Origin of the sequence: Asticcacaulis currens (assembly GCF_028550395.1) — a bacterium.
GTDB classification, from domain to species: domain Bacteria; phylum Pseudomonadota; class Alphaproteobacteria; order Caulobacterales; family Caulobacteraceae; genus Asticcacaulis; species Asticcacaulis currens.
The window spans coordinates 24,572-42,838 of record NZ_JAQQKW010000015.1; the positions used below are offsets into that span (position 1 = coordinate 24,572).

At 61.3% G+C, this 18,267-nt stretch carries 16 protein-coding genes; 9 read left to right on the forward strand and 7 right to left on the reverse strand.

All coding sequences use genetic code 11. From position 1 onward, the window contains the following. Positions 1–27: 27 nt before the first annotated feature. A complete protein-coding gene (locus PQU94_RS17405) occupies positions 28–507 on the forward strand; it encodes a hypothetical protein (protein ID WP_272742696.1) in 480 nt (159 codons plus the stop codon). Here the strand turns inward: PQU94_RS17405 and PQU94_RS17410 are convergent. Continuing rightward, positions 488–1,882: an L-serine ammonia-lyase gene (locus PQU94_RS17410; RefSeq protein WP_272742697.1), complete on the reverse strand. Its 1,395-nt coding sequence runs from the start codon at positions 1,880–1,882 to the stop codon at positions 488–490. The genes PQU94_RS17405 and PQU94_RS17410 overlap by 20 nt on opposite strands. A gap of 164 nt (positions 1,883–2,046) precedes the next feature. Between PQU94_RS17410 and PQU94_RS17415 the strand changes: the two genes are divergently transcribed. The 7 genes from PQU94_RS17415 to PQU94_RS17445 all read left to right on the forward strand — a co-directional run bounded on the left by PQU94_RS17415 (position 2,047) and on the right by PQU94_RS17445 (position 9,913). Next, positions 2,047–4,023, forward strand: coding sequence for an ArnT family glycosyltransferase (locus tag PQU94_RS17415; protein WP_272742698.1), 1,977 nt, complete (start codon positions 2,047–2,049; stop codon positions 4,021–4,023). 48 nt (positions 4,024–4,071) lie between these two features. Next, positions 4,072–5,091 carry a LacI family DNA-binding transcriptional regulator gene (locus PQU94_RS17420; protein WP_272742699.1) on the forward strand — a complete coding sequence of 340 codons (1,020 nt, stop codon included), beginning with the start codon at positions 4,072–4,074 and terminating at the stop codon, positions 5,089–5,091. Positions 5,092–5,464: 373 nt separating this feature from the next. After that, positions 5,465–7,525 (forward strand): glycoside hydrolase family 97 protein, encoded by a 2,061-nt coding sequence (locus PQU94_RS17425; protein ID WP_272742701.1) that lies wholly within the window; start codon positions 5,465–5,467, stop codon positions 7,523–7,525. 2 nt (positions 7,526–7,527) lie between these two features. Further along, a complete protein-coding gene (locus PQU94_RS17430) occupies positions 7,528–8,472 on the forward strand; it encodes an alpha/beta hydrolase (RefSeq protein WP_272742702.1) in 945 nt (314 codons plus the stop codon). Positions 8,473–8,573: 101 nt separating this feature from the next. Then, on the forward strand, positions 8,574–8,888 hold the full coding sequence (locus PQU94_RS17435; protein WP_272742703.1) for a type II toxin-antitoxin system RelE/ParE family toxin: 315 nt from the start codon (positions 8,574–8,576) through the stop codon (positions 8,886–8,888). Beyond that, entirely contained in the window at positions 8,866–9,144 is a 279-nt protein-coding gene (locus PQU94_RS17440) for an addiction module antidote protein (RefSeq protein WP_272742704.1), read from the forward strand. Before PQU94_RS17435 ends, PQU94_RS17440 begins: the two co-directional genes overlap by 23 nt. A 73-nt stretch (positions 9,145–9,217) precedes the next feature. Continuing rightward, a complete protein-coding gene (locus PQU94_RS17445; protein WP_272742705.1) occupies positions 9,218–9,913 on the forward strand; it encodes a DsbA family oxidoreductase in 696 nt (231 codons plus the stop codon). Positions 9,914–10,216: 303 nt separating this feature from the next. Here PQU94_RS17445 and PQU94_RS17450 read toward each other — a convergent pair whose 3' ends face one another. Next, a complete protein-coding gene (locus PQU94_RS17450) occupies positions 10,217–11,014 on the reverse strand; it encodes an SGNH/GDSL hydrolase family protein (RefSeq protein ID WP_272742706.1) in 798 nt (265 codons plus the stop codon). Positions 11,015–11,188: 174 nt separating this feature from the next. On the opposite strand from PQU94_RS17450, the gene PQU94_RS17455 reads away from it, so the two are divergent. Continuing rightward, the gene (locus PQU94_RS17455) at positions 11,189–13,054 is read left to right on the forward strand and encodes an ABCB family ABC transporter ATP-binding protein/permease (RefSeq protein WP_272742707.1); all 1,866 of its coding nucleotides are present in this window, start codon (positions 11,189–11,191) and stop codon (positions 13,052–13,054) included. 20 nt (positions 13,055–13,074) lie between these two features. On the opposite strand, the gene pseI is transcribed toward PQU94_RS17455, so the two are convergent. The 5 genes from pseI to PQU94_RS17480 all read right to left on the reverse strand — a co-directional run bounded on the left by pseI (position 13,075) and on the right by PQU94_RS17480 (position 18,180). Further along, positions 13,075–14,136 carry a pseudaminic acid synthase gene (gene pseI / locus PQU94_RS17460; RefSeq protein WP_272742709.1) on the reverse strand — a complete coding sequence of 354 codons (1,062 nt, stop codon included), beginning with the start codon at positions 14,134–14,136 and terminating at the stop codon, positions 13,075–13,077. Between the two features lie 232 nt (positions 14,137–14,368). Continuing rightward, positions 14,369–15,568: a UDP-4-amino-4,6-dideoxy-N-acetyl-beta-L-altrosamine transaminase gene (gene pseC / locus PQU94_RS17465; RefSeq protein ID WP_272742710.1), complete on the reverse strand. Its 1,200-nt coding sequence runs from the start codon at positions 15,566–15,568 to the stop codon at positions 14,369–14,371. Further along, complete coding sequence (pseB, locus tag PQU94_RS17470; protein ID WP_272742711.1) at positions 15,565–16,611, reverse strand: UDP-N-acetylglucosamine 4,6-dehydratase (inverting); 1,047 nt, start codon at positions 16,609–16,611, stop codon at positions 15,565–15,567. Before pseB ends, pseC begins: the two co-directional genes overlap by 4 nt. A 29-nt stretch (positions 16,612–16,640) precedes the next feature. Then, positions 16,641–17,453 (reverse strand): WecB/TagA/CpsF family glycosyltransferase, encoded by an 813-nt coding sequence (locus PQU94_RS17475; protein WP_497006779.1) that lies wholly within the window; start codon positions 17,451–17,453, stop codon positions 16,641–16,643. Between the two features lie 58 nt (positions 17,454–17,511). Then, positions 17,512–18,180: a YiaD family glycine zipper/OmpA-like lipoprotein gene (locus PQU94_RS17480; protein WP_272742713.1), complete on the reverse strand. Its 669-nt coding sequence runs from the start codon at positions 18,178–18,180 to the stop codon at positions 17,512–17,514. Between the last annotated feature and the right edge of the window lie 87 nt (positions 18,181–18,267).

Sequence of the window (18,267 nt, forward strand, 5' to 3'; positions counted from 1 at the left end):
TCCGCAACCATGTCTTTAAGGAGTCTCATGAGCCTTGTGCGTCGCGTGACCGGGATAGGACTTGGCCTCAGCGGGTTACTGGTGGGGATGTCTTTTGCGCAAACCGCGTCCGTACCCCCGCTGGCCGACACCAGGGCCGCTGACGCGAGGGTGGCTGAAGCCAGGCCGCTGAGCGGCGCTGAGGCCAGCGAATGCCGGGCCATTGCTGAGGTGCTGCGCGATCGTCAATACGACATTATGGACAGCCTGATCGTACGCATCGAACGCTCGCCTAACCTCTCTACCGAGGGGCTCGAAGCCGCCAAAAAGTCGCTTAGCGAAACGGATGCGGCCATAAAAGCCGCCGAAGGCCACACCGAACGCTTTGTTTTTGCAGCCGTTGCCACACCTGCCATCAAATCCGCGATTGGCAAGATGGACAGCGAAACCCTGACGCCGCGCCTTTTGGACTGCCTCAAACGAATGCCCGTTGCAGGGCCTCAGAAACCTAGCACTCCACCACGTTGACCGCGAGGCCGCCTTGAGAGGTTTCCTTGTACTTCGACGACATGTCGAGGCCGGTCTGGCGCATGGTTTCTATTACCTGATCCAGCGTCACCTTGTGCGGACCTTCGTCACGCAAGGATAGGCGCGCGGCATTAGCGGCCTTCACCGCGCCGATGGCGTTGCGCTCTATGCAGGGAATCTGCACCAGCCCGCCGACCGGATCGCAGGTCAGACCCAGATTATGCTCCATGCCGATCTCTGCAGCGTGCTCGATCTGAGGTGCGCTTGCACCCCAGACAGCGCTCAGGCCTGCCGCCCCCATCGAACAAGCGACACCGACCTCGCCCTGGCAGCCCATCTCCGCCCCGGATAGCGAGGCGCGCTGCTTATAAATCATGCCAATGCCGGCGGCGGTAATCAGAAAGCGCCCGATCCTGCCGTCGGAACGCGTATCGGCTTCGCTCCATCCGTCGAACGCGCAGTAATAGCGGATCAGGGCCGGGATAATGCCTGCCGCCCCATTGGTGGGCGCCGTCACCACGCGCCCGCCCGCGGCATTTTCCTCATTGATGGCCATGGCAAAGACGTTCAGCCAGTCGAACAGGCGCTCGGATTCCTGATTGTGGGCTTCGGTTTTTAACGTCTCAAACAGGCGCGGGGCCCGGCGTTGCACGCTGAGGCCACCCGGCAGGACGCCACTCGTTTTCAGACCCCGATTGATGCCTGAATCCATCACCTCCCAGATGCGCTTCAGCCCGGCGTCGGTCTCGGCACGCGGGCGGCGGGCGTCTTCATTGGCCAGCACAACGTCATAGATGTTGAGATTATGCTGCGCACAAATATGCAGCAATTGGGTGCCCGAGGTGAAGGGCAGGGCGGCCCTCTGGCCCACGCTGATGCGGTCGTTTTGCGCCGGCGCCGACAACTGCGCCGCCGAGGCGATAAAGCCGCCGCCGGTCGAATAGAGGGTGCGCTCAAACACTTCCACACCCGCGGCATCGTAAAGACGCACGCTCATGCCATTGGGATGCAGGCGCGGCGTGATATCGCCCCGAAAGTCGATGTCGCGGCGATAATCAAATCCAATGGTGGGGCCGTCGAACAGGGAAATCTCTGTGGCTGTTTTCAACCTCTCATAGGTGGCGTCCGCCCAGTCGGGATCGACCTGATCGGGCTCTGCCCCCAAAAGTCCCAGCACCGCCGCCTTGTCCGAGCCGTGGCCTATGCCGGTCAGGGCCAAAGACCCCTGAAGTTCCACCCGTACCCGCGCAGCCTGATTAAGGATACCCGCTGCCCTGGCCTCGATAAGGGCACGCCGCGTAATGCGCATCGGCCCCACCGTATGCGAGGAGGAGGGGCCAATGCCGATCTTGAACATATCGAGGACGGAAAGCATGACAATCTCGATGCAGCTGTAACTTTGCTGCGGACTTAACACGCTTTGGTGCAGGCGGGTACTGCAAAGCCGCTCTGCGTCTTCACCTTTCAAGGCCGGACGGGCCGGCTTTACCCGATTGCCTCCGTGGCAAACCCCGCTATAGAGAAGGGGGAGGTCGCCCGATGATGGAATTATACGAAATTGGTCAGACGCCACAGGCGCTCGGACCGCAAAAGCCTCTGTTTGGAGACAACCGGACGCTGATCCGCGTCGGGCTTATCATCGGCGCCGTCATCTGCCTGTGGAAGCTCTACATCGCTGTGACGGCCAATATCATCTGGGAAGAGGGGCATTTTGCGGTGTCGGGCCTCTACCCGGCGCTCGGCTATCCCGACATTCCCGCCGGTTTCCCCCTTCTGTCGCGTCTGGTGACGCTGATCTTCGGCATGCAGGCCCTGCCTCTGCGCATTGTGTCGCTCATGATTGCCAGTGCCATCCCGATAGCCATCTGGTTTATGGCGAGGCCCGTGGTGTCGGAGCGCGAAGCCATCTGGGCGGCCATCCTGTCGCTCCTGATCCCGCCGCTGTCGATGTCAGGAACCATCTTCTATCCGGAGGGGCTACTGCAACTGCTGCTGGCATTGATGCTCGGCTGCCTTTTGCGCGCCTTTAAGACCGATGAGTGGAGGTGGTGGCTTCTGACCGGCCTTTGTGGTGCCCTGGGCCTTTTTGTGCACTTCCGCTTTCTCTTTCCTGGCGCGGGCATCGTCCTCTTTGCCCTTTTGACCCCGGCCGGTCGCAAGCTGTGGACGCGGCCGAAATTCTGGGCGACGGGGGGCGTGGCCGCACTGGGGCTTTTGCCGTCCTTGCTCTATAACGCCTTCAACGACTGGCCCGCCATTGCCTTCCACGTGACCAACCGCCCGGTCTGGCGGCCCGAACTTAAGCTCATGACGGCCTTCCTTAATCAGCAGATCGGGCTGGTCACGCCGGTCTTCTTCTTTGGTCTCGCCTATGTCGCCTATAAGATGGCGTGGACAAAAAGGCGCAGCCCGCTGGCCCTTCTGGGCATAGTGGGCGTGTTTATCTTCGGCTTCTATTTCGTCCAGTCGCCCGCCAACGCACAGATCATGCCGCACTGGCCGTTTCTGGCCTACGTGCCGCTGGTGGTGGGGCTGCCCGGCGTTTTGATCGCCTATGCCGATGCGGCCAGGAGCCGCTTCAATCGCACGCTGAGGCAAGGCGTGCTGGCGTTGGGGCCTCTTCTGGCGCTCGTCGTCGGCATCGGTATCACGGTCTATGAATACGCCTGGGCGCATACCGAAAAGCTCCCGTGGCAGTGGAAGCAGATCAACTTCATGCGCAACGAAAACTGGACCGTGCTGCACCCCACCTTAACCGCCGCCGAGGCGGTCGCACGTCAGCGCTTCGGGCCCGAGGTGTTCGTAGCCGTATCGGGCCATGTTCCGGCTGTGCGGCTCGAATTCCCCAACCGACCCATCCGCGCCTTCTACACGCTCGGTGAACCCTACGACCGCTTTTCACGCTTTGGCACGGCGCGTCAGGCCTGGGGGCTGGGTTACGACGCGCTGATAAAGGCGCAGGCCGGCAAAGGCGTGGTGCTGGTCCTGCCCGACCCCAGCTATCTCTACCATCAGCCGGAGGAGCTGAGCTTCCGGCGTGAGCTGTGTCAGCGCTTTGACGACATCATCCTTTATAGGCGCGTCGAGCTGCCGCCGGGGCGCAATGTGGTGGCGTTTTATACCGCGCGCCTGCGCAAGGACGCCGCGAAGCCTGGGCTTGCGCCCTGTGCCCTGTTGCCGGAGTTGTATATCGCGCAACCGCCGCGCGGGCAGTTCCTTGAGGCCCATGCGCAGACCAACTATTTCGGTATCGCCGCCGATAGTCAGGGCGTCACGCGCGTCGATATACTAATCAATGGCAAGCCGGTGACGCAGGCCAGGTATGGCCTTGATCCCGAAGGCTTCAAGACGCCCGACGCCCTGCGCTACGACCCTAACTGGCCGAAGCTGCAATTCGATTTCCGGCTGGATAAGGCCGGGCTGACACCGGGGCCGCACACCCTGTCGCTGCGCGCCACGCGCACCGACGGCAGCACGGTCGAAGGCGCGGAGAAAACCCTCTACATCAAAGAGTAGTCGCCGCTCCCGAAGCGGGCTATGCTGCGCAAAAAAGGGAGGCTCCGCGTGGGGGTTAAACGGCCAACATCCTTCGACATAGCGGCGCTGGCCGGCGTTTCGCAGGCCACTGTGTCGCGCGCGCTCAGCCAGTCACCGGCGGTCTCAGAAGAGGTGCGCAAGCGCGTCTTTGAGGCGGCGCAGCAGCTAAACTACACGGTCGATGTCAATGCGCGTAAGCTGCGCTCAAAGAAGATCAACACCATCGCGGTGCTGATTTCCGAAGACCTCGATCAGGACAATCCGATCAACCCCTTCTTCGTGCCGCTGCTGGGGGCCATCCTCAAATATGCCGGTCAGAAGGGGTATGACGTTTTGACCTCGCTGCAACAACAGAGCGAAAGCTGGAGCAGTGATTATGGCTTTGCGCGCCGTGCCGACGGCCTGATCCTGCTGGGCTACAAGGACTATGACGACTATGTGCGCAAGGCTGAGGGCTTAAGCGACATTGGCGAACCCTGGGTCGTCTGGGGGCTGGTGCAGCCGGGCGCCGGGCACAGTGTGGGCTCAGATAATGCGCAAGGAGCCTATGAGGCCGTGTCGCATCTGATCCGGCTCGGACGGCGGCGCATCGCCTTCCTAGGCGAGGCCTCGTCCAGCCATCCGGAATTTCGTGACCGTTATGACGGCTACGTGCGGGCGCTGCGTGAAAATGGCCTGAGCATCGACGCTGGCCTCTTGGCCGACTGCTTTATCTCGCGCGAAGACGGAGCAGCGGCGGTGGAGCGGCTTCTGGGCTGCGGCGCGGTGTTTGACGCGGTTTTTGCCACCGCTGATCTGCCGGCCATCGGAGCCATGCAAGCCTTGCAGAAACAGGGACGTCGCGTGCCGCAGGACGTATCGGTGATCGGCTTTGACGACCTGTGGGCCGCAGCCTGCACCACACCGGCGCTTTCGACCGTGCGTCAGGACACGACCGCAGCGGCACGCGCGCTGGTCGATGCGCTGGATCGCATGATCGCCAATGAGCCGGTGGAGCCGGTGCGCGTCCCGACCCGCCTGATCATTCGCGAAAGCTGTGGCGGCTAGCCAAAAAATAACCCCGTGCGACGGGAGGTGCGCAACGGGGTCATAAAGTCAGGTTGAGAAGAAAACCATTCCAGGGCTGAAATGGCGGTTCCGCCGCGTTGCCACGGGCAGAAGGGGTGTCAGGGGGGATCGTTCTGCTTGTTTTCCCTGCAAATTCGTTAGTCTGGAAACTAGGTTGCGCCGGATAAGGCGGCAATCTGAATACGTATTCAACGACGGCGGGTCGGTTCTGAATACGTATGCACGCACCCTTAGCGGGGTGGTGTGCTAACCACATGACCTATCATAACAGCGACAAAACACAGGGAGACAGACGATGACAGTTCGCGCAAAGCGATTTAGCCTCAGCACGCCAGTTTTGATGGGGCTTGCCATGACGCTCACCGCTACGACCGCAACAATCGGCTGGGCCCCGCCCGCCATGGCCGCCGCTGAAACGCTTGATCCAGCCTACAGTCAGGCTACAGGCCTGGCGGTCATCGCCACCGCTCAGTCACCCAATAAGGTCATATCGGTCAAAGTCTTGCTCGATAATGACGGACGCCTGTCCTATGCCGTGTCGCGCAAGGGTCATGAGATCTTCGCCCCGTCGCGGCTGGGCTTCATCCTCGCCGATCAGCCCAAGCTCGACCGCAATTTCACGGTCGAAAAGACCGCCACCTCGGCCTTTGACGAGACGTGGGATCAGCCGTGGGGTGAATGGAAGACCATCCGCGACACGCACACTGAGCTGCGCGTTGACGTGGTGCAACAGAAGTACGACGCTCGCCGAATGACGGTGGTGTTCCGCCTGTTCGATGACGGCTTTGGCTTCCGCTACGAATTCCCCGATCAGCCGCAACTGAAGACACTGAAGATCACCGACGAACTGACCGAATTTGCCGTCAGCGACAAGGCGACCGCCTACTGGAACGTCGCCGGCGAATGGAATCGCGAAGAATATATCATCCAGAAGACGCCGCTGGCCGAAGTGTCCGAGGCTCAGACGCCGATGACGCTGAAGACCGACACAGGCCTCTACATGACCTTCCATGAGGCGGCCCTGATCGACTATGCGGCCATCTGGATGCGTCGCGTCGATGGGCAGCGTCTGAAGACGCGGCTGGCTCCGTCGTCCATCGGCCCCAGTGTGGTGCGCGAGGCGCCGTTCCCGACGCCCTGGCGGATGGTCATCGTTACCGATAACGCGCCGGACCTTTATCAGTCGCACATCCTGCTCAACCTCAATGAGCCAAACAAGCTTGGCGATGTGAGCTGGGTGAAGCCATTCAAATATGTCGGTATCTGGTGGGACATGCACCTCGGCACCAAAACCTGGGAAGCTGGACCAAAGCACGGGGCGACGACCGAATACACCAAAAAATACATCGACTTTGCGGCCAAGCATGGTTTCCGTGGCGTACTGGTTGAAGGGTGGAACAAGGGCTGGGAAGACTGGTTCGCCACCGGCGACCTGTTCAGCTTTACCGAGGCCTATCCGGATTTCGACCTGCCCGCCCTGTCGGCCTATGCCAAGAAGAAGGGCGTGCATATTGTGGGCCACCACGAAACGGGCGGCAATGCGGCCCATTACGAACCGCAGATGGACGCGGGCTTTGCCCTCTATCAGCAGAACGGCGTCGATGCAGTGAAGACCGGCTATGTCGCCGACGCGGGCGGCGCCAAGGTGATGGGGGCGGACGGCAAGCCCTACTACACCTGGAACGACTCGCAGGACATGGTGCGCCACTTCCAGAAGGTGACCGAGACGGCGGCGAAGTACCACATCGCCATCAATACGCATGAGCCGATCAAGGATACGGGCCTGCGCCGTACCTACCCCAACTGGGTGTCGCGCGAAGGTCAGCGCGGCATGGAATATAACGCCTGGGGCAATCCGCCCAACCCGCCGGAGCACGAGGCCAATCTGGTCTTCACGCGCATGTTGTCCGGCCCCATGGACTTCACGCCCGGTGTCCTCAGCCTTCAGGGCAATGGCAAGCCGATCTATTCGACCAAGGCCAAGCAACTGGCGCTTTATGTGGTGCTCTATTCGCCGATCCACATGGCCGCTGACCTGATCGAAAACTATGAAAAGGAGATGCCGGCGTTTCAGTTCATCAAGGACGTGCCGACCGACTGGGCCGATACAAAGATGCTGAACGGCGAGCCGGGCGACTATGCCACGCTGGTGCGTCTCGATAAGAACAGCCGCGACTGGTATCTGGGGGCGGTAACCGACGAACAGGCGCGCAGCCTTGACATCGCGCTCGATTTCCTGACGCCGGGCAAGACCTATGAGGCGCAAATCTACCGCGATGGCGACGATGCCGACTATCGCACAGACACCCGCCATTCGATGCAGATCGAAAAGCGCAAGGTGACATCCAAGGACCGCCTGACGCTGAAACTGGCGCCCGGCGGCGGTCAGGCCATCCGTTTCAAGGCGCTGTGACCATGCGCGCTTTTGCTGCGATCCTTGCCACCCTGCTCCTCGCTGTACCGGTGGGGGCAGGGGCCGCCGATCCTGTGCCGACGCACAGCGTCAGCGCCACCGCCGATGTGCCGCACGGCCGGCTCGACAAGTACGAGGCTTTCCCGTCGCGTTTTGTCAGCGCGCGCCATGTCTCGGTGTGGGTGCCGGAAGGCTATGACCCCAAGGGGCCGCGCCTGCCGGTCATCTATATGCACGACGGGCAGAACCTGTTTGAGACCGCCACCGCCTATGGCGGCAAGGAGTGGGGCATAGACGAGGCCCTCAGTGGCATGGGCCAGAAGGCCATCGTCGTGGGGGTGTGGAATTCGCCCACGCGCTATGCCGACTATTTCCCGCAAAAGCTGGCGGCCTATCTGCCCGCCGATATGCAGGCGCAGGTGATGTCTATGGCCAAAGGGCAGTTAAAGGCCGACGACTATCTGCGTTTTCTGGTCGAAGAGGTGAAGCCCTTTATCGACCGCACCTATCGCACGCGCTCCGATGCCGCCCACACCGGCATTATGGGCTCCAGCATGGGCGGGCTGATCTCGCTCTATGCGCTGGGCGAATACCCGCAGGTGTTCGGGCGCGCGGCCTGCGTCTCGATCCACTGGCCGCTGATGGCCCCGCCCGCCACGCCGGAAGCGCGTGAAGCCGCCGCAGACGCCACGGCGCAAGCGTGGGAGGCGTGGTTCCGCGCGGCGCACTTCGACCCGAAGCGTCAGCGGCTCTATATGGACCACGGCACGCGCGACCTCGATGCCAACTACCGGCCCTATAGCCTGAAGATGGAGGCGGTTCTGCCGCGCTATGGCTGGGTCGAAGGGCGCAACTGGCGCAGTTCGGTGTTCGAAGGCACCACGCACAACGAAGCCGACTGGCGCGCGCGGGTGGATATTCCGTTGGGTTTCCTGCTGGCGCAGTGAAGTGATAACTATAGTTGACAAATTGGAAGATTGGTTATAGTTATTGTAACCGACCGAGGGGCGTAATCCGCCCCTCCCATTCGGTGAATGGGGTCGTTAACATGTTCACGCTCCATCGAACTGAACGCTTCAAAAAATGGCTGAAGGGTCTGAAGGACCACGCGGCCAAAGCGCGCATTGTCTTGCGGCTGGAACGTGTGGAAGGCGGCAATTTAGGCGATACCAAGTCGGTCGGTGGCGGTGTTTATGAATTACGCATCCATACCGGCCCCGGCTATCGCGTCTATTATGCCCGCAGTGGAGAGGAGATAATCCTTCTCTTTTGTGGCGGCGACAAAAGCAGTCAGGATGCCGATATTCTGGCGGCCAGGGCTTTGTGGGAGGATATTCAGAATGGAAAAAATCACCCCTTTTGATCCGGCTGAATTTCTGGATGATCCGGAAACCGCGCTGGCCTATCTGGCGGCGGTATTCGAAGACGGTGATGCCGAAGAAATCCGCAAAGGTCTGAACAATGTGGCCCGCGCGCATGGCATAACCGACCTGTCGCGCGAAACCGGCCTGTCGCGTGAGGCGCTGTACAAGGCGCTGGGCCCATCGGGGAATCCGACGCTGACGACCCTGCTGGCAGTGACCAAGGCGCTCGGTATCCGACTGTCGGTCGCGGCCTGAGGCGGTTACCTTTTCCTCCCTGCTTGCGCGGGGGCGCGGAAAGACCGATATGCGGGGAGGAAAGCGAGGTCCTATGTCCGTGTCCCCAAGCCCGATTACCGTCGATATCTGGTCCGATCTGATCTGCCCCTTCTGCTGGATCGGCAAGCGTCATTTTGAACAGGCGCTGGAAGGCTTTGCTGGCAAGGATCAGGTGACGGTGCGCCATCACGCCTTTCGTCTGGGGCCGGACGCGCCGGTCGCGCCCGTGGGGCAGATGCTGCAACAGAAATACGGCCTGACGGCGGCTCAGGCCGAGCAGAATCAGGCGCGGGTCGAGCAGATGGCGGCGGCGGCCGGGCTCCCTATGACGCTCGCAGGCACGTTTTACGGCGATACGCTGAAGGCACACCGGCTGGTGAAATTCGCGCAGGACAAGGGGCTGGGCGCACAGGCGGTTGAGCGACTGTACCGCGCCTATTTCGCCGAAACGCAGTCCCTTTTTGATGAGGCGACACTTGTGGCGCTGGCCGTTGAGATCGGTCTGGATGCGGCGGAAGCCGAGGCCTTCCTGAAAACCGATCGCTATGCCGACACGGTGCAGGAGGAGCAGGAATTTATCACAATGCGCGGCGTGCAGGGGGTGCCGTTTTTTGTCATCAACGACCGCTATGCCGTGTCCGGCGCGCAGCCGGTAGCTGGCTTCACGCAGGTGCTGAACCGCGCCTGGGACGACCTGCCGCCCGAGGTCAGGAGCGGTCCGACGTGCGACGATGGGGTGTGTCGCTGAGCCAGCCCCGTCGCACGCGAAGAGAAGGATTGGCCACGAAAAGCTTATAGCTGGTTTGTCTGCCCCCCTGCCTTGTGCGGAAGGTCTTAAGGTTTCCACAGATGGCCACAGATGCGGCCCGAAGGGCGAGCCTCACACAGATTGTAGAGGCTCACGGCTTCAGCTCTTGCACGGACCATCTGTGTGACCGCCTTTGGCGGTCATCTGTGTCATCTGTGGTAAAATAAAACCATACAAAGGCGCGGATGGCGGGGCCGTAAAGACGTCGCACTCTTGCCCTCAACCGCAGCCGGTGAAAGGGATTTACTTCACCAGTGCCTTCACCTTGGGGTCGGCCTTAACCCACAGATCAACCACCATCTGGCCGAAATAGTCAGAGCCCTTGGGGCCGAGGTGCGTATAGTCGAAAGCCTGGGCTGAGCCCTGCCCCTGAGAGGCGTCGGTGAATTTGGCAGGCACCGTGGTGCCGGTCGGGGCGGCCTCCAACACATTCTGCGGCACCGGCTGCCCGGCAAGGCTAAGCGATTCGACCGCCCCCATAGCCTGCACCTTCGCCTGCCCCTCGGCATAAAGGTCGATCAGGGTCGTGTTAGTGGTGCGCGCGATCAGGCGCGTCACCTGCGCCCACGGCAGCAGATCGCTTTGCAACTTGCCATTCCTGAAATGGCGCTGCGTCAGGGGCGTGACCAGCACCGGCACCGCACCCGCCTTTTTCACGTCCAGCACATAGCCGCGCATGTTCGGGCCGAACTCGGTTTCAATATTGGTGTGGCGTTCCGGCTTGGATGAGCCGTCATTATGCCCGAACTGGATCAGCACATAGGTTTTCGACGCCGTGCCGTCGTTCAGTTGCGCGAGGTTCTTGTCCCACAGGCCTTCGACGCGATAGCTCTTGGACGAACGCCCGCCGCGCGCCGCGTTGACGCAGACCACTTCGGGTTTGAACTGCGCGCAGAAGCCTTTGCCGTAGCCCGACTTGTCCGTCATGGTCGAGTCGCCGACCAGAATGACCCGAACCGGGCGGGTATCGGCGGGTTTTTCTGCCGCCAGAACCGGCGTTGACAACAGTAAGGCAGCAGCGATCAGTGTGCGACGTAGCATCGGGCGTCCTCTTATCTTCTCCCCCCACGAAAAAGGGGACGTGTTGATTGTCTGTGAGCATATACGATCAGTTTTGATTGTAAAATAAATCTGGTCATTAGTTGGATTTTGTACCGGTCCGGACCTATATATGCGCAATCCTTTGCCGCACCGAAAATCGAGTCCCTTAGCCTGATGAACGCGCCCGCCCCCATGCCCAAGCCGAAAGGCAAGGCCTCCGATACGCTCGCCTTCCTCAAACCCTATCTGTGGCCGGAGGGCCGGGCGGACCTTAAGGTGCAGGTGCTGTGGGCGCTGGCGGCCATGCTTGTGGGCAAGCTTCTGACCATCGCCACGCCCTTTGCCTATAAGTGGGCCACCAACGCCTTCACGCCGGGCGAGACGGGCGGCAAGACCGATCTTTTGACCCTGGTGCTGATCTCACCGGTGATCATGGTGCTGGCTTACGGCGTGGCGCGGATGATGTCACAGGTGTTCAACAATATCCGTGACGCCATGTTTGCCGGTGTGGGGCAGCACGCGGTGCGCGGCCTGTCCAATCGCGCCTTTAATCACCTGCACAATCTGTCGCTGCGCTTCCACCTGCAACGCCGCACGGGCGGCCTGTCGCGGGTGATCGAGCGCGGCAAGATGGGCATTGAAACCATCATCCGCTTGACCATGATGGTCGGCATCCCGACGGTGGTGGAGTTTGTCCTGACCGCAGGCGCGCTGGGGTGGCAGTTTGACCTCATCTACGTGGCGGTCGTCGCCGTGACCGTCGTGGTCTATGTGTGGTTCTCCATCGTCGCCTCGAACATGCGTATCGCCATCCGCAAGGAGATGAACGAGGCGGACTCCGACTCGATGTCGAAGGCGGTGGATTCGCTGCTCAACTTTGAAACCGTCAAATATTTCGGCAACGAACAGCTTGAGCGCAGCCGCTATGACCGCGCCACCGCAGCCTATGAGAAGGCGGCGATCAAGACCTATACCTCTCTGGCCTGGCTCAATATCGGGCAGGCGGTGATCTTCTCGATCGGCATGACGATTGTGATGCTGATGTCGGCCTATGAGGTGATGAACGGCACCAAGTCGCTGGGCCACTTCGTGCTGGTCAACGCCTTCATGATGCAACTGGCCATTCCGCTGAACTTCATCGGCACGCTGTACCGCGAAATCTCCACCGGCCTGATCGACATGGAAGCCATGTTCAAGCTGCTCGATGAACCGCAGGAGGTTGTCGATACGCCGGGCGCGCCGGACCTCAAGGTGGGGCAGGGGGCTGTGGCTTTCAAAGACGTGGTATTTTCCTATGACGCCGACCGCCCCATCCTCAAGGGCGTGTCGTTTGAGGTGCCGGCGGGTAAGACCGTAGCTATTGTCGGCCCGTCCGGTGCAGGTAAATCGACGATTTCGCGCCTGCTGTTCCGCTTCTATGACGTGAAGGGCGGTTCCATCGAAATCGACGGACAGGACATCCGCCACGTCAATCAGGCCTCGCTACGTCGCGCCATCGGAATGGTGCCGCAGGACACGGTGCTTTTTAACGACACCATCGCCTATAATATCGGCTATGGCCGCAACGGGGCCTCACGCGAAGAGGTCGAGGCCGCCGCCGAACAGGCCCAGATATCGGCCTTCATCGCCTCCCTGCCGCAGGGCTATGATACCGAGGTGGGTGAACGCGGCCTCAAGTTGTCGGGCGGCGAAAAGCAGCGCGTGGCCATTGCGCGCACGCTGCTGAAATCGCCACCGATCCTGATCCTCGATGAAGCGACCTCGGCGCTCGATACCCATACGGAGCGCGAAATTCAGGCAGCGCTCGATGAGGTGTCACAGAACCGCACCACCCTCGTCATCGCGCACCGCCTTTCGACGGTTGTGGGGGCGGATGAGATTCTCGTCCTTAAGGATGGGCTGGTCGCCGAACGCGGCAACCACGCCGAACTGATGAAGCTCAAAGGTCTTTATTTTGGCATGTGGGAGCGCCAGAAGGCCGCCGACGCCGCCCGCGACCAGCTCGCCAAGGTGCTGGAAGCCGAGCTCCCGGCGGAGTAGTCAGGCTCAAGACTAGGCGTTCACCCCACCATGTCGTCGCTCAGCGGTTCGCCGCTGACGATGTCGCGGGTCGCCGTCTTGCCCAGCACATCCCACAGGCGCACCGGCGGCAGTCCCCGCCCCGGACGCACGGAACGCACATTGGCCCTCGTGAAAGTCTCGCCCGCCTTCACGTCCGCTACCACATAGAGCGACCGGCGGAAGGGGCGCGAGGTGCGCTCTGAGCCCACCAGATCGTAATGGACGTGCCCCAGAGCCGCCCAGGCGTCCTTGCAGTCCTTCACAAGTGCCGTAAATTCAGCCGGTTCCAGGGAAAAGCCAGAGTCCGGGCCCCCATCGGCGCGCGCCAGCGTGAAGTGTTTTTCGATGACGCAGCCCCCCAGCGCGATGGACGCCACCGAGGCGGCTGTCCCGAACGTATGATCGCTGAGACCCGACGGGCAGCCGAACTTCGCCCCCAGATCGGGCACGACGCGCACATTGGCGTCGGCGATACGGGCCGGGTATTCGCTGACGCAATGCAGCAACACGATCTCGCCCGTGCCGTATTGGCGCGCGGTGGCCACGGCGGCTTCGATTTCGCTCAGATTGGCCATGCCCGTGGACATCACCAGCGGCTTACCCTTCGCGGCGGCATAGGCGACCAGCGGCAGGTCAATCAGCTCGAACGAGGCGATCTTGAACGCAGGGGCGCCCAGGGCGTCGAGAAAGTCCACCGCGGTCTCGTCAAAGGGGGACGAAAACATCGTCACCCCGCGTTTGGCGGCCCGCTCGAACAGCGCGGCGTGCCAGTCCCACGGTGTATGCGCCTCATCATAGAGGTCGTGCAGGGTGCGCCCGTCCCACAGCCCGCCCGTAATGCGAAACTCCGGGCGGTCGGATTTCAGGGTAATGGTGTCGGCCGTATAGGTCTGGAGCTTGATGGCGTCGCAGCCCGTATCGGCTGCGGCATCGACCAGAGCCAGCGCCCGGTCGAGCGAACCGTTATGGTTCCCCGACAGTTCGCAGATGATGTAGGGACTATGGGCCGCGCCGATTTTCCGTCCGGCGATGCTGATTTCGGGAGCGATTTTTGGGGTCATGACTCTCCCTTCATACCTCCCCAGCTTGCTGGGGAGGGGGACCGCACGACGCGCGTATCGCCAGATGCGGTGGTGGGGGGGCTTTCAACTGGATGCCGGGCAGCCAATTTCAGGTATGGCGAGCCCACCTCCGTCTGCGAAACCCCAAGTTTCGGATCCCATCGCTTGCGAAAGCTATACTCTCGCTGCGCTATACCCGCCAGCAAACTGGGGGAGTATGAAAAGAGGGTGCTCATCCCAGCACCTCTTTCAACGCCTCTATGACGCGCGCCGGATCGGCGTCGTCCATGTCGGGATAGAGCGGCAGCGACAGAGTCGAACGGTAGAACGCATCCGCGCCGGGTAGTTCGCGCGGGCTCAGTTGCCGTGTCTGCCAGTACGGCTGACGGTGCACAGGGATATAATGCACCTGAGTACCGATGCCGCGTTTGCGCAAGGCCGCCATCACCTCGGCGCGGGTCTGGCCCGCTGCGGCAAAGTCAATGCGCGGTGCAAACAGGTGAAACACCGGATCATCGCCCGCCGCCGGGGGCATCCACGACACGGGCAAAGGGCTCTGAGCCAGCGCCGCCTGATAGGCCGCGACCAGCGCCTTGCGCCGTTCGATAAACCACGGCAGGCGCGTCAATTGCGCCACGCCCAGCGCACAGTTGATGTCGGGCAGGCGATAATTGTAGCCCAGACTCTGCATCTCATAGACCCAGGGGCCGGTATCGTCGCCATCGCCATAGCCCAGCCCTTCAAAACGGGCCGGATCGCGCTCGATCCCGTGGCTGCGCAACTGACGCAGACGCCGCGCCAGTTCAGGGTCGTTGGTGGTGATGGCCCCGCCTTCGCCAGTGGTCAGGGTCTTGACCGGATGGAAGGAGAAGTTGGCCATGTCTGACGCCGTACAGGCCCCGATGGTGCCTTGCGGCCCCTTACTGCCCAGCGCGTGGCAGGCGTCTTCGATCACAAAGGCTCCGCGGTCGCGCGCCACAGCTGATATATGGCGGATATCGACGGGACGCCCGGCATAATGCACGGGGATAACCCCGGCAAAGCGCTGCGACGGGGCAATCAGGGACAGGGCCGCGTCGAACGTTTCATCGGTGATCAGGCCGGTTAAGGGGTCAACATCGGCAAAGATTACCTGCGCCCCGCAATAGGCGACACAATTCGCGGATGCCGCAAAGGTGATAGACGGCACGATGACCACATCATCGGGCTTAAGGTCTTGCGTCAGAACACACAGATGCAGCGCCGCCGTGCCGTTCGAGACCACCACGGCCTCTTTGGCCCCGACCGTGGCCGCCAGTTCGCGCTCGAAGCGCTCAACCATCGGGCCGGTGGTCAGATAGTCGGCGCGCAGGGCCTCAACGACGGCCTCAATATCGCTGTCGGCTATCGACTGCCGCCCATAGGCCAGAAACGCGGCGGCCCCGGCTGTCACGCGAGATAGGCCTTCATCAGGCCGCGAATACCGTCGATATCGAGGCGTTCGGGGTTGATGTCACTGGAATAGGCAAAGCCTTCATCGACCTTGGTCGCGCCGGTGGTGGCTGCAGGTGTGCGGGCGTATTCGACAAATTCCGGCTCGATAAAGTAACGGTCTGGCAGTTCCCACGTCGAACGCGAATCGTCGGCTGAGATCATGATCTCGTGCAGCTTTTCGCCCGGACGGATGCCGATAACCTTATGTGTGGCCTGCGGCGCCATGGCGGTGGCCAGATCGCACACCGTCGTGGCCGGGATCTTGGGCACGAAGATTTCGCCGCCGCGTGTGGTTTCCAGACACGACAGGACGAAATCGACGCCCTGATGCAGCGAGATCCAGAAGCGCGTCATGCGCATATCGGTAATGGGTAGCTCCGTTGCGCCCTGTTCGATCAGGCGATTGAAATAGGGCACGACTGATCCGCGAGAGCCGACCACATTGCCGTACCGCACCACGCAGAAGCGCGTGCCGATGTCACCGGACAGGTTGTTGGCGGCCACAAAAATCTTGTCCGAGGCCAGCTTGGTCGCGCCATAGAGGTTGATCGGCGAACAGGCCTTATCGGTCGAAAGCGCCACGACGCGCTGCACGCGCTGTTGCAGGCAGGCCCACACGACGTTTTCCGCGCCGTTGACATTGGTGGCGATACATTCGGAGGGATTATACTCGGCCGCCGGCACCTGTTTCAGCGCGGCGGCGTGGACCACCACATCGACCCCGCGAAAGGCCAGCTCCAGACGCGGGCGATCACGCACATCGCCGAGGAAAAAGCGCAGCTTCGACAGCTTGTCCGCGTCATAGCGCTCTTCCAGCGCCTGACGCATCTCGTACTGCTTAAGCTCGTCGCGGGAGAAGATGATGACCTTGCGCGGGTCGTAACGGCTGAGCAGGGTATCCACCAGCTTACGCCCGAAGCTGCCCGTTCCGCCGGTGATCAGCACCACCTTACCCTTGACCGGGTCACTGCCGGGGGCAAAATCTCGCAAAAGCTCACTCATGACACACCCTCACGCTGACTCAGCGTCTCTTACGGATTGTGGCGCGGGCGGCTTTCATATTGGTTAACAGGGATGCGACGGCGACCGAACACATCGTCCAGCGCACAGGGGATCAGCGTCCACGGCTCGATGAAGTAGCGGCTGAACAGGCGGCGCGGTTCATGGACGAAGCGCACCAGCCATTCGATGCCGAACTGACCGGCCCAGCGCGGCGGTGCATACATGACCCCCGCCTCATAGTCGAAGGCGGCCCCCACCGGCAGGATTGCGCAGCCGGGCAGGCGGTCCATATTATTGAGGATCCACAACTCCTGACGCGGCATCCCCATGCCGACCAGCAATACGTCGGGCCGATAGTCCGCAATATCCTTCAGCAAGGCCTCGTTTTCCGGTCCCCGGACGTCGAAATAACCACTGCGGACTTCGAGCTTCACCTTAGGATGGCGTCCGAGGATGGCTTGTTTGGACACCTCGTTATACTCCGGCGCACCACCGACGTGGAAAACGCGCCACCCTTCGTCTGCGGCGCGTGACCAGAAGTCTTCGCGGAAATCAAGATAGGTGCAGCGATTGGCCCGCGTCATGTCGTGACCGACAAGCTTGCCCCACATAATCAGCGGTACGGAATCAATCTCGATCAGATCGGCTTGCGCGTAAAAACGGCGCATTTCCGCGTGCTTGTGGAACAGATAAACACTGTGAAGATTGTGATTTGCGACAATGGTTTGTCGCCCGCGCGTGCCAGCGATAAAATCCATCACCATCTCAGGGGTGACAACATCAAACTGCGTTCCCATTAAAGAGACGCGATTGACAGTTAGAAGGCGGCACGAGGTTTTCATGCCGCCAGCTTATTTCAGAGCGGTTTCCATCCCGCTACTAAAAAAAGTTAATAAATGGTTATTCTTGTACGGGGCGTAGCGTAATCTCCACACGTCTATTCTTCGCGCGACCCTCGGGCGTGGCGTTTGACGCGATCGGCTGACGCGATCCCATGCCGGCAACGAACAACCGCTGGCTGACGACACCGCGGCTTGTGAGATAGGCGGCCGTAGAATTTGCACGGTTTTCCGACAGCGGCTCGTTGATGGCGTCTGAGCCGGTCGAGTCAGCATGGCCGACGATATCGACATAGGTGGAGGAATACTTGTTCAAAATGGACGCCACATCATTCAGAACCGGGTAAAAGGCCGAATCAATTGATGCACTTCCCGAGCCAAACGTCACGTCAGACGGCATGTTCAGCACAATGTTGTCGCCGTTACGCGACACGGTTACGTTAGTGCCTGCCAACTCACGGCGCAGTTCGGCCTGCTGCTTGTCCATGTATTTACCCACGGCCGCACCGGCCAAAGCGCCAATCCCGGCCCCCAGAACCGCATTTTTGCGGCCCTGCTCACCCTTGTTGGTATTGGTGGCATAGCCAAGGCCCGCGCCGACGGCGGCCCCGATAATGGCATTGGTCTTGGTGTTGTCGCGCACCACTTCGCCGGTAACCGGATCGGTGGTGGTGCAGGCGGCGGTCATCAGCGCGACACCCGCCAGGGCGATCAGGGCCTTATTACGCATAGTCGTCTCTCCATATAGTCCTGTGCGTTGCGGCGACAGGCGCCGTTATGGGCAGTTAAGCCCTTTCACATGAACCTAGGATGAAGC